General features: G+C 37.2%; 14 protein-coding genes. 6 read left to right on the top strand and 8 right to left on the bottom strand.

What is annotated here, in order from left to right:
• The first annotated feature begins 250 nt into the window (after nucleotides 1-250).
• The 3 genes from QF028_RS09800 to phaC all read left to right on the top strand — a co-directional run bounded on the left by QF028_RS09800 (nucleotide 251) and on the right by phaC (nucleotide 2,644).
• Nucleotides 251-655 carry a polyhydroxyalkanoic acid synthase subunit PhaR gene (locus tag QF028_RS09800; RefSeq protein ID WP_168244181.1) on the top strand — a complete coding sequence of 135 codons (405 nt, stop codon included), beginning with the start codon at nucleotides 251-253 and terminating at the stop codon, nucleotides 653-655.
• An 88-nt stretch (nucleotides 656-743) separates the two neighbouring features.
• Nucleotides 744-1,487: a 3-oxoacyl-ACP reductase gene (locus QF028_RS09795; protein ID WP_429465044.1), complete on the top strand. Its 744-nt coding sequence runs from the start codon at nucleotides 744-746 to the stop codon at nucleotides 1,485-1,487.
• An 80-nt stretch (nucleotides 1,488-1,567) separates the two neighbouring features.
• Nucleotides 1,568-2,644, top strand: coding sequence for a class III poly(R)-hydroxyalkanoic acid synthase subunit PhaC (gene phaC / locus QF028_RS09790; RefSeq protein ID WP_429465043.1), 1,077 nt, complete (start codon nucleotides 1,568-1,570; stop codon nucleotides 2,642-2,644).
• A gap of 345 nt (nucleotides 2,645-2,989) precedes the next feature.
• Here the strand turns inward: phaC and QF028_RS09785 are convergent, their stop codons facing one another.
• The 3 genes from QF028_RS09785 to QF028_RS09775 form a co-directional block, all read right to left on the bottom strand.
• A complete protein-coding gene (locus tag QF028_RS09785) occupies nucleotides 2,990-4,795 on the bottom strand; it encodes a LysM peptidoglycan-binding domain-containing protein (protein WP_429465042.1) in 1,806 nt (601 codons plus the stop codon).
• A 300-nt stretch (nucleotides 4,796-5,095) separates the two neighbouring features.
• Nucleotides 5,096-5,755, bottom strand: a complete 660-nt coding sequence (locus QF028_RS09780; RefSeq protein WP_429465041.1) for a DUF429 domain-containing protein — start codon at nucleotides 5,753-5,755, stop codon at nucleotides 5,096-5,098.
• A gap of 48 nt (nucleotides 5,756-5,803) precedes the next feature.
• Nucleotides 5,804-7,093 (bottom strand): AAA family ATPase, encoded by a 1,290-nt coding sequence (locus QF028_RS09775; protein WP_429465040.1) that lies wholly within the window; start codon nucleotides 7,091-7,093, stop codon nucleotides 5,804-5,806.
• A gap of 353 nt (nucleotides 7,094-7,446) precedes the next feature.
• Here QF028_RS09775 and QF028_RS09770 point away from each other — a divergent pair, with 353 nt between their 5' ends.
• Nucleotides 7,447-8,889, top strand: a complete 1,443-nt coding sequence (locus tag QF028_RS09770; RefSeq protein ID WP_429465039.1) for a flavin monoamine oxidase family protein — start codon at nucleotides 7,447-7,449, stop codon at nucleotides 8,887-8,889.
• A 398-nt stretch (nucleotides 8,890-9,287) separates the two neighbouring features.
• Here QF028_RS09770 and QF028_RS09765 read toward each other — a convergent pair whose 3' ends face one another.
• The 5 genes from QF028_RS09765 to QF028_RS09745 all read right to left on the bottom strand — a co-directional run bounded on the left by QF028_RS09765 (nucleotide 9,288) and on the right by QF028_RS09745 (nucleotide 13,629).
• Nucleotides 9,288-9,764, bottom strand: a complete 477-nt coding sequence (locus QF028_RS09765) for a hypothetical protein (RefSeq protein WP_429465038.1) — start codon at nucleotides 9,762-9,764, stop codon at nucleotides 9,288-9,290.
• A gap of 434 nt (nucleotides 9,765-10,198) precedes the next feature.
• On the bottom strand, nucleotides 10,199-11,437 hold the full coding sequence (locus QF028_RS09760) for a glycosyltransferase family 2 protein (RefSeq protein WP_429465037.1): 1,239 nt from the start codon (nucleotides 11,435-11,437) through the stop codon (nucleotides 10,199-10,201).
• 71 nt (nucleotides 11,438-11,508) lie between these two features.
• Nucleotides 11,509-11,592 (bottom strand): YjcZ family sporulation protein, encoded by an 84-nt coding sequence (locus tag QF028_RS09755; protein ID WP_429472253.1) that lies wholly within the window; start codon nucleotides 11,590-11,592, stop codon nucleotides 11,509-11,511.
• Nucleotides 11,593-11,820: 228 nt separating this feature from the next.
• Nucleotides 11,821-12,009: an amino acid transporter gene (locus QF028_RS09750; protein ID WP_429465036.1), complete on the bottom strand. Its 189-nt coding sequence runs from the start codon at nucleotides 12,007-12,009 to the stop codon at nucleotides 11,821-11,823.
• A 168-nt stretch (nucleotides 12,010-12,177) separates the two neighbouring features.
• Nucleotides 12,178-13,629: a PLP-dependent aminotransferase family protein gene (locus QF028_RS09745; RefSeq protein WP_429465035.1), complete on the bottom strand. Its 1,452-nt coding sequence runs from the start codon at nucleotides 13,627-13,629 to the stop codon at nucleotides 12,178-12,180.
• Nucleotides 13,630-13,756: 127 nt separating this feature from the next.
• On the opposite strand from QF028_RS09745, the gene QF028_RS09740 reads away from it, so the two are divergent.
• A complete protein-coding gene (locus QF028_RS09740; RefSeq protein ID WP_429465034.1) occupies nucleotides 13,757-14,383 on the top strand; it encodes a LysE/ArgO family amino acid transporter in 627 nt (208 codons plus the stop codon).
• Between the two features lie 188 nt (nucleotides 14,384-14,571).
• Nucleotides 14,572-15,540: an NAD(P)-dependent alcohol dehydrogenase gene (locus tag QF028_RS09735; protein ID WP_429465033.1), complete on the top strand. Its 969-nt coding sequence runs from the start codon at nucleotides 14,572-14,574 to the stop codon at nucleotides 15,538-15,540.
• Nucleotides 15,541-15,695: the final 155 nt, after the last annotated feature.

Below are 15,695 nucleotides of genomic sequence, written 5' to 3'. Positions count from 1 at the left end.
AAGAAATCCAAAACAAAAAAGTGGCGATGAAACTAGGCTTTGGACGAAATTAAATCCATTTTTACCCATATTATGATGGATTATAGCTAATTATCACTCTTGTTAAAATACTTTACAATTCGCAAGAAAGTGAGAAATTTGTCAAAAAATGATGAAATGTATTTTAATAATTTTTAATCTTTCACCTTTTAAAATTTCGATGAAGTTAGTATGATGGATAGGTCAACAAAACAAATGTAGGAGGAAAAAAATGAGCACAGACTTTAATTTTTATGAAATGTGGAAGGATCTTTATTCACACTCCAGTAAGTTATTCGATGAGAAAGTAAGCAATGATTTCCCTTCTCAAGGCATGGGACAGGTATTGGAGATGAATCTTCAATTAAAAAAAATGATTGATGAGTCAACGGTAAAATATTTAGAATTTATGAATGTACCAACTCGAAATGACATTGCTAACATTTCTTCGCTGATTGTCAATGTTGATGCAAAAGTAGATGATTTAGAAGAAAGATTAGAAGAGAACTTGGATAACCAAGACCAAGAGTCATTTAAAACAGAATTGTCGAATTTAAAAAAGGATATGAAGAATTTAGATCAAAAATTGAACCAAATCCTTAATGTGTTAAAAACACCAGTAGAAACCAAGAAATAGAAACGCATTACATAAATGTAAATGTAAATGTAAAATTTTTGGCATAACAACAACAACAACAACTACTATATATTGGGAGTGGAAAAGAATGACAGAATTAAAAGATAAAGTAGCAATCGTAACAGGCGGCAGCAGAGGAATCGGTGCATCAATTGCATTGGAACTGGCTAAAAATGGTGCGAAAGTTGTCATTAACTATAATATTCGTAAAGAACTAGCAGATAAAGTAGTCGCAGAAATAAATGAAATTGGCGGAGAAGCTTACGCTGTTCAAGCAGATGTTTCTGAAAGTAATGAAGCAGCATACCTTGTACAAGAAACCATCAACCATTATGGTAAATTAGATATCCTGATTAATAATGCAGGAATTACAAGAGACAGCACGTTCAAAAAATTGAAAGAAGAAGATTGGAGAAAAGTAATTGATGTTAATTTAAACAGTGTTTACAACAATACATCTGCAGCATTACCTTATCTTCTTGAATCAGATGCTGGCCGCATCATCAACATTTCGTCCATTATCGGTCAAGCAGGCGGGTTTGGACAAACCAACTATGCTGCCGCAAAAGCAGGACTAATTGGATACACTAAATCTCTCGCTCTTGAACTTGCTAGAAGTAAAGTAACAGTTAATGCGATTTGCCCAGGATTTATTGGAACCGAGATGGTCCAAGCCATTCCTGAAAAAGTTCTTGCAGGAATCGTTGAAAAAGTACCACAAAAACGCCTAGGCAAACCAGAAGAAATCGCTCGTGGTGTTGTTTTCCTATGTAAAGATGGTGACTATATTACTGGTCAGCAATTAAATATTAACGGTGGACTTTACATGTAAGTGTCATGAATGTACAACCTTCTTTATATATTAAAAGAGTAAATAAATCATGTAAGGAGTGAACAGTTATTAACGCTCAAATGCTAAAAGAATGGAATGAGATGCTAGAGGCTACCCCTCAAAAGTATCAAGAGATGTACCAACGTGTAATTAGGGCATCTCAAGTGTTAACGACCGATGCCGAGCCCGAAGTAGCACCTACACCGAAGGAATTAGTTTGGACTAGAAATAAAGCAAAACTCTATCGGTATATATCTGATCAACCAAAAAAACATAGAACCCCACTTCTATTTGTTTATGCACTAATTAATAAGCCTTATATATTGGACCTTACCAAAGGTGGTAGTTTAATAGAATTTATGGTTGAACGTGGGTTTGATGTTTACCTTCTTGACTGGGGTACACCAGGTTACGAAGATAGACATATGAAACTGGATGATTATATTATGGACTATATACCACGTGCCGTTCGTAAAGTAATGAGAAGATCTAATGTTGAGGAAGTATCGATCCTTGGTTATTGCATGGGTGGAACGATCACGTCTGCATTTGCAGCATTACACCCTGAATTGCCAATCCGCAACCTCATCTTTATGACTAGTCCTTTTGATTTTGAAAATAGCGGCGCATATGGTGCGATGTTAGATGAGCGATATTTTAATATTGATAAAGTGGTAGAAACCCTTGGTGTGATTCCACCAGAAATGATTGACTTTGGAAACAAAATGATCAATCCAATTGGAACCAACTTTGGACCATTTATTAGTCTTGTTGAGCGTGCTGACAATGAAAATTTCATAAAGAGCTTTAAACTACTGCGAAAATGGTTAAACGACGGAATTTTATTCCCTGGTGAAGCCTACCGTCAGTGGATTAGAGACTTTTATCAAAAAAACAAACTGATAAAAGGTGAAATGGTTATTCGTGGTCAAAAGGTCAAACTGGAAAATATCAAGGCAAATGTGCTCAACTTAGCTGGGAAAAACGACCTCATTGCCCCACCGCATCAAGTTGAAGCATTGATGAGCAAGATTTCTAGTGAAGATAAACAATTTAAAGTTTTACCTGTCGGGCATACCTCCATTACTTATGGCAGTCAAGCAACAAAAATAACTTATCCAACCATTTCCGACTGGTTAGAAGAACGATCTAACTAATTATAGTGAAAGTCTAATCAATGAGGAATTTCTTTTACATTAGAAGAGTGTCCCGAAACACGTGGGGCACTCATTTTTTATTTTATCTAGTAGCAAACACTTCTGCGAGGAAAACAAGTTATTAGTAGTGGTAAAATTAATTATATGCAATTTTCAGAGAATTGACAAGAGATAAATAAATAAAATATTCTATTAATTCAGTGAATACTTTTATATGGCTTAATAGAGTGATTGGATCCATCCTATTAAAAATATTGCCGATTAAAGTTTTTTTAAAGAAATGGATAAATCATTTAAAGCCGGAAGATTTCTCCCGGCTTTTTTAGTCATTCAGGACAATTTTTTCTACACCAAAAATGTAATGGTTGAACTTATCTCATTTAAGTGGCTCTGATCTGCCCACAATATTAAGTAATTGTAAGTGGCTCCCGCGAGTTGAATTGGTTTTGGATATCGAATAATCAGTGCAGCCTGCCCTCTCATCTCTTGCGGTTGGTCCTCAGATGGAAAAATCAGGCATGACTCATGTGTTTGAATTATGCGAGGTTGAGATCCGTATGGTAGTAGTTGGTGGAAGGCTTCATTGTGGCATACAGTGTTAATCGGTTCTTCTGAGGAAATCGCTGAAATTTGGAAGAAGCCGTCTGGTCCTTCATATCTTTCATCCGTTACTTTTTGCCAATGAGCCGGATATCGAAATTGTACGTTATAGACTTTATTCGTATAGGTCCTTCTCAGCGGAGAAATGGGTCTCGGGGACCATTGCAAAGATCTAATTAATACCCCTTCAATTAACCTGATGGGAACAGGATGCAATACGTCGATTAACCACAATTCGTTCGCAGCTCCTTGGTTTTTACAACCTGAAAGATATGCCAATTTCCTGCCATCCGGGGACCATGTTATGGGAGTGGCAAAGCAATTCGAAATCGCTATTGTTCGATCGTTCTCTCCCCCCCTTCCTGTTAATCGAATCTGAGAAAAATAGCCCACGTTTTCAAAAGCTGTAGCACTGTAGGCGATGGATGATGAATCAGGCGGCCATACCGGAAAATAGTTTTTCGCAAGCGGACCTCCCCTCACTTCATTTACTCTTCCAGTTGAAAGTTCCAGGGTATAAATTATGGAAATACTTGCTCCGGGAGAAGTATACAATACATATGTCCCATTTGGGGAAAGACGAACATCATTCAATCGGCCACCGGTGTTCTGAGTAATTTGACGTTTTCCGGTTCCATCGGTTCGAATCCGAAAAAGCTGACTGATTCCTGCTCCATCGGGTGCTTGATACAGCAGCTCCGTCCCACTCGGAAACCATTGGACATCCGTTGTACCTGACTGGTTTATTCGCTGGAATTGATGTGTGAAGACATGATACATGATTATTTCATTCTGTTTCGAATAAGCTAATTTTTGACTGTCCGTGGACCAACTTAAATATTGACCTTCCGCTTCTGCAAACTGATCAATACGAGCAATGGAGCCATTAGCTACTTGGACAACGTAAAGAATTCCATTACGTCCTGTGAAAGCGATACTGCTGCTGTCGGGGGACCAAAAAGGAATCGAAGTGGATTCTCCTAAACCATTGGTAAGCTGTAAATTCTGTCCATTGCCGGGATTAGATAGCCATAAATCATAGCTTCCCCCTCGGTTGGATGTATACGCAATCATTCCTCGGTCCCCCGGAGGTGCATAAGGAATAATCAACTTCATTCCTGGACTTAAATTATTGGTTGAAAGCTGGTTAATCTGTCTGATTAGCTCATAATTGTTTTGCCCACCCGTTATGACGTTAAATCTTCGTGCAATTTGAAACAATGTGTCCCCGGGTTGAACGACATAGTAAGGGGTGCCAGGAGGAACCTTCAACAGTTGACCTAACTGAATTTGATAAGGAGGCTGCAACTGATTAGCTTCGATAATAATAGCAGGCTGGATCCCGAATAATTGAGCGATTTTATAAACACTATCACCTTGCTTTACACGAATGACATCAACACCAGGTGGAACAGAAAGTTGTTGGCCCACATAAATCGTATATGGCGGACCGATATTATTTGCGGCAATAAGTGTATCAAGGGGAAGCTCCCATCGCTTCGCAATCTGATACAGGTTATCACCGGGACGGACTGTGTAAAAAAGCTGCATCCTTTTCCCTCCCATTTATTACTAACTCAGAGAAAATATTTTTATCTCCTTTCGTATCCTGCCAATATAATATTCAGGTATGTAAGTAAAGATTCGGTCAGTGATTGATTTGAACCCCCCCACGGGCATTAGACTCTTCCAATAGTTCCCGTTTAATTGATTTTTCCCACTCAACAGGCATCATACATTATCTATGGTTACCACTCATCCGATTTCTCCCACTCAGCGGGCATCATACAACTCTTTTGCTGTAACTCATAGAAAAAAACCACAGTATCTAGTACTGTGGCAGAATAACCATTAACAACAATAATCATACGGATGCAGTGGAGGATTCGCAGGAATTGACCACTTTGGCTGCAAGGATGGATCCTTCCAATGCCAGGCCCCTAATGCTGCTGCACAGGCATCAATTAAATGACTTTCCTCATCAATAAAAACAGGTAGCATAGTTAACTTTTGCTCACCAAGCCAGTTCCGAATCCAACTTCTCGCTAATAGACTTTGTTTGTAACTCAAAACATACTTCAATTCCTCTTGAGAGAGTCTTGAACCAATCACTGCACCTGGGTGCACTTCCACAATGGAAATCGGATAACTATAAGTTAGTTTTCCTATTTCTCTACTAAGCTTTATTCCTCTTAGTGTAAGATAAACCATTCGATTTAAAGTTGGCGGCATGATTGATCCAGGCTTCATCCCAAGTGAAACAATAAACTGACGCAGCTGTTTATCACCAAGTCTATCTCCCCCGCCGTCCTGATAAGATAAAGGGGCATCAATACCAATAACTACTTCATCTATTTGACTTTGAGTCTCTATTTCTTTTAAAATGTCCAGATCCCCAATATTGCTCATTAACTTAATAAAATTTAATTGACCATTTTGTAATTCAAATACCGTCAAAACAGTATCTTTATGATTACTTGGACCGGACAAATCAATCCCTATTACTCTCATCAGCAATCTTCTCTTTCTATTGGGTTTACTAGAGTTAATACATCAAAGTTAATCATCCCCATACCCTGAAAATCCGATCGATGCAGAGGAGAGAGCTTGGTCCCATTCTTGTTTTTGTTGTTTTTGCTGCAGTGATTTTAAGTCCGCACAAAGTCTCTTCACATCAACCCGCTGTTCGTAATGCCATTCAAGGGCAATCGATGTATACAATTCATTGAGCTGTGCATAAGAGAAATCCTTGGTTGAATCAATAACTTGCTGAATCTCTTCCTCTGAAAGAATTCGAGCAATATTCTTGTTTACTAGATACTGATAGCGAAGCTCTTTCGTCGGTACATGGATCTCATATGCACGGTCAAACCGGCCAGAGCGGTTCATAAGGGCAGGATCTATTTTTTCAGGATAATTCGTTGTCCCGATAATGAAAATTCCTTCTTTCGAGGTGGCACCGTCTAAAATGTTCAGGAAGACGGACCGTACACTTGCTGGCATGGAATCGATATCTTCGATGACTAACACCAATGGCGTCAATTTTAATACAGACGTAAAGACCTCTTTAATCGTATAGCTGGATGTAAATTCAGTGATCTGCCAATAAGCTACCGGTGCATTTATGCTGCTGGCGATAGATTTCACAAGAGTGGTCTTTCCATTCCCAGGTTTTCCGTAGAGAAGAATCCCGCGTTTGTAAGGAATATCATACGTTTTGAAAAATTGACCGCTTTCCGAAAAGAATTCGTCAATCGAGCGATAAATTTCTATCTTTAAAGAATCCTCTAAAAATACATCTTCTCTTCTTACCAAAGTAGTAATACTATCAATCTCTGTTTCTACCCCATCTTCTGTATCTGTAAAAACAGTCACATAGTTTTTAATATAATCTCTTTTTCTTTTAAGAACATATTTCAAAAAGGTAACTAAGCAAGCATCATTTTTGGCAAAAATAAAATCCCGGGTCATTTCTCCGTCACTTTGAAAAATAACCAATCTGGCCAGCGCAACCTGATAATTCGAATAGTAAAAAAGACCGTTCGTGATTCGTGGTTTAACAATCAGCTCCATCGCTTTATCGGTATGGTTGGATGAGATCGTTTTGGTCTCGCCTTCTTTATAAATATGACAAATCAATTGTACTTCTGGAGACTCCTCTTTCAAGTCTTCCTCAAGAATGTCCCAAATCTCATTTGAGGTATCTTCATCCGAGTACATATGAAAATCAATTCCAACTTCGTCTATTAGTTTCTCCTGAAGTGTAGAAACAATTTTTGCATAGTCATAATAATACGGCAATGCCTTACGATCGATTGTATTAGTGTCAAACAGAACATTAGTTTTCATCTAGTTCTCCTTAGCATTAGTAATTTCCCATTTATATATTATGATAGCATTTTTATCACTATTAGGTTAACCTAGTTTGCTTTATAAGACTATATACAACTTTTTTCCTGTTTAACTTTTATCTACGTACTTTCCCCCCTTGTAATAAGAACATCTTTCTAATCTAAATTTGTTATAGCACATACTATTAGTATTAGAAAACAATAATGATTGATTATCGTTATGCCGTAGCCACTGGTGTTCTCGACAGAAAGAGTAATCACCAAACTGGAAAATAGCACATATGCATCCTTTTATTTGTATATAATGCAATAAGCCATTTTTTGGAAAAGTAAGGGAGGATGCCACATTACATGAATTCTCAACTATCTGATCATCAAATGCTCAAAATTATTAGAGATGGTCTAAAAACATCACAAGTTCCTAGACATATTCTTATAATCGGTGCAGGTATGTCTGGACTCGTCGCTGCCTCTTTATTAAAGGAAGCGGGACATCACGTCACTATTCTGGAAGCCAACGATAGAGTTGGAGGACGTGTTTACACCATAAGGGCCCCCTTTAGCAATAACTTATATTTCAATGTCGGACCCATGCGAATTCCCGAAAAACATCATTTAACCTTTGAATATATTAATAAATTCAAATTGCCTATAAATCTATTTATTAACCGGACCCCTAATGACCACATCTACGCAAATGGCATCAAAACACGTCTGAATGTATATGAAAATAATCCAAGCATTTTAAAATACCCAGTTACTCCAAATGAAAGCGGGAAATCGTCGGAAAAACTTTTGCTTTCAGTCATACAACCAATTATCAATTTTATTAACGAAGATCCTAAAAAGAATTGGCCTCTAATAGAAAAACAATATAGAAATCTAGCCTTTGGTTCTTTCTTAAACTATTATTTTTCAATCGGTGCCATTGATATGATAGGTGTGCTTATTGATTTGGAAGCATATATGGGGATGACCTTTGTTGAAGTAATCCGAGAACTCATCATCTTAACAGAAACAAAGAAATTTTATGAAATAACGGGTGGCATGGACCGATTGCCAAAAGCATTCCTACCGCAATTACACGAGAATATTCAGTTCAACCAAAAGTTGAAAAGAATATCTCAATCTCAAAACAGTGTAACGATTCATTGTAAGCACCAAAAAACCGATGAGAGCTTCAGTATAACTGGTGATCTTACGATTGTAACTATACCATTTTCAACCTTACGATTTGTGAAAGTCGAACCTTATGAGTCTTTTTCCTATTATAAAAGGACAGCGATTCGCGAACTCAATTATATGGCCTCTTCAAAGATTGCTATCGAGTTTAAAAGTAGGTTTTGGGAAAAAGTAGGTCAATTGGGTGGTAAATCGATAACGGATCTGCCGATTCGATTTTCATATTACCCAAGTTATGGTATTGGCACCACCGGACCTGCGGTAGTTATCGCGAGCTACACATGGGCAGATGAGGCTTTAACATTGGAAAGCTTATCTGAAAGAGAGCTGATCCAATATGCTCTAATGAACTTGGCAGAAATTTTTGGGTATCAGGTTTATTCAGAGTTCGTTACAGGAACATCCTTTAGCTGGAGTACGAATCCTTATTCTTGCGGAGCATTTACTGCTTTTGAACCTGGACAGGATTTGGAGCTATATCCTTATATTTCTACACCTGAGGGAAGAGTGCACTTTGCTGGAGAACATACCTCACTTACCCACGGTTGGATACAAGGTGCAATTGAATCAGGAATACGAGTGGCAAACGAAGTGAATGACTTACTAAAATAATTTTGTAAAAAAGGCAGCGATGCAGCCTCTTATTTTTGAAAAAATAAATGAACAATCTAGGCTTTATAAGATTGACTCACTTTTTCCTTCATTCATTTCGCTATATTTCAATTTTTTCATTGTCAATATCCGATATGTAAATCAGCGTCGAATAGAGTGCTGCTTTTCCTGCCATCTTCACTATCATCTGTTCCGTGATAGGCATTTCAACATTATGTAATATTCTTCATTCCCAAATTACATCAAAAACAGTCCATGACAGCTCACCATTTTTTTGATTCAAATCAGGTAATATGCTTTGGAAGTGATTAATGAGAGGACAGCCGATTTCTCTTCAATCCTGAAGTAAAATCGGGCTGTCCTTAAATTTCTTTTTTCAACTGAGTTTGAGGGTTGAATTACTTTTTACTTCTTAGAATTTCATTTACTGTAGTTTTCATTGAATAAATCACGGTTTTTTTGTACCGAACTGCTATAAGTAGCACTCTTATCTGTTCGGATCGGGAGAGATGTTTAAAACGGGGTTCTTGTTTCAAAAAGGAACGAACGATTGACCAACTGGTCGGCATTAATGGAAAGTCATCTAGGGGTTGTTTGTTCCGTAACCGCTGAAGCCATGATTTCATTCCGGTCGAACTGTTACTTTTATCGACTATACATGGCGCATATATATTTTTAGTGTGTTTTTTAAGGGATTCAAATCGATCTTGCCCGCTAACAATGATGTAACTGCCATCCTTCCGATTTTTTTTGACAACCAAAACAAACATGCAGTCCCACATTAATCTCTGCAGTTTCTTAATATGCTCAGTAATTTTCAACGATAAATCAGGTTTGATTTTATCCAGTGGTATATACTGTATCGTGAATTTCATACACTGCCCCTCCTGTTTTTTCATTTACCCGTCCTCAATTGCATAGGTTTTCTTACAGCAGGTGCGTCATACTGATGAATGGTAACTACTTCGGCCTTTTCTATGGTTAGTGTCAATTATCGTTATGAAAAACACAGATTAAACTGAAATCCCATTAGTTTATATGTATGAAATGGGCGCATGTCACATACGAAGTAAGCAAAAAACATTTAACAATTGTTTTACCTGCCTTTATATGTCTTATTCAATTTTCCAGATAAATTACCCACAATAAGAAAAAGCCTCCAAGAATGGAAGCTTGATATACGTGAAGAGGTTAGCAGACTGAAATAGAAAGACCAACATTTATCTGACATTCAACCTATCCTGGTCGGCTCCAGATTGCTCAGTAAAATTGCCTCTTCCCCTATATGGAAGACCTGCTCCACTCATCTTTAGATCGTACTCAGTTTATCGAACAACCATACAAGATGATTGTATTTACCACAGGATTGTATGTGATCTCTCTCGATCAGGATACGTTCCATTGCAATCGAGTCGTCGCCGAACCCGGTATTTTGAACTAGGTTAACAGGGGGAAGGTTTTCTGCAATATTTATACGAATTTGATGAAGTAATGTTATGATTGCTTGGTTAAATTCATGAAACTCATTGGGAAAGCTTGCAGTAAGGGAATGATGTTCTAATAGAATCTTTTCCATGAGTCCATAATCTGTCGGATGAATAGAGTGCAGAGCTCTAATGGATACATCAAGAACCGGGTGCTTTTGTTGAAACAACAGACGATTTAAGTTCATATCATCTTCCTTCGTTTTCGACGGCGGATGTTCTTGATGATACGTTTCTAAATCATCTTCGATAATAAAATTAGCATTTTCCTTATATAATCTAAAAGCAAACTCAGCATCCTCGGGTCCCCATCCTTTGAAATTCTCTTCATAGCCGCCGACTTGCTCCATAAAACTTCTTTTAATAGAAAGAAAACCTAAGCAAGCCATCCAACGCAATGGGCTGCTATAAAAATGTTCCCTAAGGTATTTTAATAAATGATGAGCATAACTTCTGTATTTTACCATCGAGTATAAATTTTTTATATCGTCAATATCCTCTCTCTTAACCACTTGTTGGGGCTCTTGTAAAAGCCTGATATGAGTCGTTAAGCTGATAAGTGTCTGTTCTTGCGATACCACCTCTTTAAGGCGTTGGTTGAATAGAGAATTTTTTTCGCTCCACTTATAAATCGCGTTGATTTGATTATTAGTAAAATCCGGGGATAAAAAAGTATAAATGCGCCCCCGCTTGCTTCCTGCAATAACAACGGATTTCTCGTGAGTTAGATGATGCTGGCGGTTAAGGGTAACATAGTTAGGGGAAACGATGGTTTCTGCATCCAAAATGATAATAATCTCTCCCCTCGCATGCCTAAGTCCAATATTTCTTGAAGCAGCAACACCAACATTGGTACTATTGCGAATATATTGAAAATGGTAGGGAGGACAGTATTCCTTAATTTTTGGGGTCTGGTCGGTAGAGGCGTCATCAATCAATATCACTTCCATTTTGGATAAATCAAAGCACTGTTTCTCCAATGCATAAAGGCTAAGCAGATTAAGGGGATAGCGGTTATATGAAGGCATGATGATTGTGACTTCAATTTCCATGTTTTTACTCATTCCTCCTTGAGAGCCTATAGCTCGAACAATTATAAAAGTTCGGCTTAATTTGTTTTATTTAAAACTATTATTTAACGAAAAGATATTCCGAAAATAATTAAAAGGATGAAAAGCACCACGAATAAAGCAAAATTAACGCCATAACCATCTGACATAATATATCACCACCTTAATTATTAGATAGAACATCGTATGTCAGAACATTAAATATCGAATTGGACAAGAACAAAAATTTACATATATTTACATAATCTTAATATTTAAAAATGCTATTAGCTTGCTCCACATTTCGAAGATATTTTGCTTATTCAAGTAACCTGCCACCTTCGAATAAGAAAAAGGATCGCAGCAGCAACCCATAATTTCTTGAATTCAAGATTAAATTAGTTTAATAAACTTAAAATAATTATTAATATAAAAGATACGGAAAAGAATACAATCATGAAGTATCCAATATATTTTAATGGTTTTGGCAACCTACTAAATTTAGAATTTGCAGGATTCGTTCCATTTCCTTCTATCTTATTAAAGTGGTCAATTACATCATTAAATGGTTTATTTTCCTCTTTCATACTCCCACCCCTTTACTAAATTTTAACATATTCATTCCTCTATCCTTGAAATTTTCTGTAAAATCTTATTGAACCTGAATATTACTCGAATAAGGAAAAAAGCGATCCTCCATTATTGAAGTATCGCCCCGCTGAAAAAGTAGCCATTTATCCCCATCATTGTACAACCTAATAGGAAATTTCTTCAATCAGTTCTGAAAGTCTTAATAGCCCCTTTTTTAATTCGTGAAGTGATGCATAGGCATAGGACAAACGAAGATGAAAGTGATTATTACTGTCGTAAATATTTCCTGGGTTTAGTAATATCCCCTCGTTTAGTGCTTTTTCAAATAATTTTTTAATTGAAATTTGTTTTTTGATTTGCAGCCAAATATAAAACCCACCCTGTGGGATATTCCATGTGGCTAATTGCTTAAAATGTGTATTTAGTATTTCAAGCGTAAAATCTCTACGGAATTTTAGTTCTGTCCTTATCTTCTTTATATGTTCATCATATAAACCACTTGATAGCCACTCTGCGACGATGAATTGAGATAAAGAACTTGAGCCATAATCAGTTTGCATTTTTATATCAGCCAACCGATCTATCACAGGTTCTGGGCCAACGATCCAACCAATTCGTAAACCAGGACTCAGAGTTTTAGACATACTCCCTATGTATAATATTAGTCCTTGACCATCAATGGATTTTAATGGATTCGGTGGCGGGTTCTCAAACCATAAATCTCCGTAGACATCATCCTCAATAATTGGCAGCTTTTCATTCTTACAAACATCCAACAATTCCTTTCTTCTATTAGCTGACATTAAAATACCCGTGGGATTATGGAAAGTTGGGATGGTGTAAAGTAATGCAACATTATGCTGCTTTTTTAACCTCCCAATCGACTCGGGTCTAATCCCGTCCTCATCCATGGGAATTCCAAGTAAGTTCATCCCTGCTGATTGAAATACATGCACTGAATTTAAATATGAAGGCGTTTCCAGAAAAATGGTTGAATCACGGTGCAATAATCCTAATGAAATCAATTGCAATGCTTGAAGTCCTCCTGAAACAATCATTATCGATGTTGGAGAAACTTCTATTTTCTTCGTTTTTAAATAATTGCTTATCATTTCTCTTAAATAGAGACTTCCTTTTGGTTCCGAGTATCCTAACGAAAAAGTATGTGGGGAATGCCTCTTGAACATTTGTTCCATTTCTTTGACAGGCAACAACTCTGGTGAAAGTTCTCCCGTCCCAAGGCGTATTACTGTTGGATTAATTTCTGCTCTATTAATTTCTTGAATTGTTTTATTGTTTGGTTGGTAAGATCCCGACTTAACGTAGCTGTTCCAATCAGGCGGCGGGATTGAAGCAAGTAAACTCCACGTATTATTGACCACAAATGTCCCTCTTCCAACTTTTGATTCGATTAACCCATCTGCAGATAACTCATCAAGTGCATAAACAATGGTACTCCGATTCACATTGAAATTCTTTGCTAAATCTCGTTGCGTAGGAATTTTAGTTCCAACCGTCCATTCACCGTTTATTATTTTTCTCTTCATAAATTCATAGATTTGTTGATGGAGTGGAATCAAGGAGGATTTGTTTAGGATCCAATCTTTTTCTATCAAAAGGAACTCCCCTATCATTTTTAGATTAATTATAAATGATTGGTTGGGTAATATTCCATCCAATTGGTTGGAGACGAATGTAATCAAATCTAATAAAATGCAGTTATTACATATCAGGGGGAGAAAAATGTTAGAAGCAATTTTACACGGCATGATCTTAGCATTCGGTTTAATCCTACCTTTAGGGGTACAAAATGTTTTTGTCTTTAATCAAGGTGCAAGTCAGCCCAAATTCGTGAGGGCACTGCCAGTCATTATTACCGCAGCTATTTGTGATACTTTGCTTATTTCAATAGCGGTCTTAGGAGTGTCAGTCGTTGTACTTGGTTCTTATTGGATAAAAACAGTTCTTTATATAATTGGTAGTTTATTTTTACTCTACATGGGTTTTGTTGTATGGAGGTCTAAGCCTCAAAATATACAGGAAGTAGGATTAGCTTTTTCATACAAAAAACAAATATCTTTTGCTATGTCAGTGTCATTACTAAACCCACATGCAATTTTAGATACCGTTGGTGTAATCGGAACAAGTTCCGTAAAATACATAGGCTTTGAGAAAGTAGCATTTGCTGTGGCATGTATATTCGTTTCGTGGGTATGGTTTGCAGGATTGGGCATTACAGGAAGAATGCTCGGAAAAATAGATAAATCAGGAAAATATCTAGCGGTCCTAAATAAAATTTCAGCTATCGTCATGTGGGGCACAGCCGTTTATATTAGTTCTTCACTTTTTAAAATAATTTCTGGCCATTAGACAGTTCTCCGACAAGCGACCCCCTCCTTTCAAGGACAAGTCCAAGAAAATCTTCGTTATTAATTTTTTTACTGTTTCCATTCTGAATATCTTTAACTGGAATATCTTTTAATTTGAGGGTCTATAGCGAGATTTATCAATTTAAAGAGTTTAATAAAAATATTCGAAGGCAATTAGGAGGATTAATTATGAAGGCTATCGTTTCTAACAAATATGGCCCAACTGATGTGCTTGAATTAACAGAGGTGGAAAAGCCTATACCAGAGGACAATCAAGTACTTGTTAAAATTCATGCAGCATCGGTGAATTATGGTAACCTAGTCCTTTTGAAGGGCAAACCGTTCTTAGCACGGTTTGCTTTCGGTCTTCTGAAACCAAAATACCCCATACCTGGAGGCGACATAGCAGGTATGGTTGAAGCAGTTGGCAAAGATGTTACGCAGTTTCAACCAGGCGATGAGGTATTCGGAGACCTATCTGGATGTGGTTGGGGTGGTTTTGCCGAATATGTTTCTGTTCCTGAAAATGTATTAGCCTTGAAACCAGCCAATCTTTCATTTGAGGAAGCTGCAGCTGTACCTATGGCGGGAATCACTGCGTTACAGGGCCTCCGTGATAAAGGCAAGATCCGGTCGGGACAGAAGGTATTGATTAATGGTGCCTCTGGTGGTGTCGGGACTTTCGCCGTACAGATTGCCAAATCCTTTGGGGCTGAGGTAACTGGGGTGTGCAGTACGAGAAATTTAGATATTTTGCAATCACTTGGAGCAGACCATGCCATTGATTATTCAAAGGAAGATTTTTCTCAAAAAATGCAGAGTTATGACCTTATACTTGGGGTGAACGGACATAAACCACTATCAGTCTATAAGCGTACATTAAGTCCCAATGGAATTTTTGTTCACGTCGGGGGTTCCGGAGCACAAATGTTTCAAGCAATGGTCCTTGGGCCTTGGATTTCAATGACCGGGAATAAGAAAATGGGTACTTTTTTACAAAGGACTAACCAAAAAGATCTGATTTATATAAAAGAACTTCTTGAAGCTGGTAAAGTAAAACCCGTTATTGATAGACGTTATAAGTTGAGTGAAGTCCCCGAAGCTTTCAGGTATTTTGAAGAAGGTCATGCTCAGGGAAAAGTTGTCATTACTATGTGAATCATCTTTAAAAGAATAATTAAGTAGAAAAAAGAGGCAATTTGTTAGATAATATAAGGCTTTGTGGTTCCTCTTTAATTATAAAGAGAACGCACATTTAGACCTAACTAAAATTTGCGTTCTCTCTATGTTTGTTATAACTATCAAAGGAAAGT

It is taken from the genome of Neobacillus sp. B4I6 (assembly GCF_050434045.1).
Lineage (GTDB): Bacteria > Bacillota > Bacilli > Bacillales > Cytobacillaceae > Neobacillus.
This window is presented reverse-complemented; position numbering and strand designations above follow the sequence as displayed.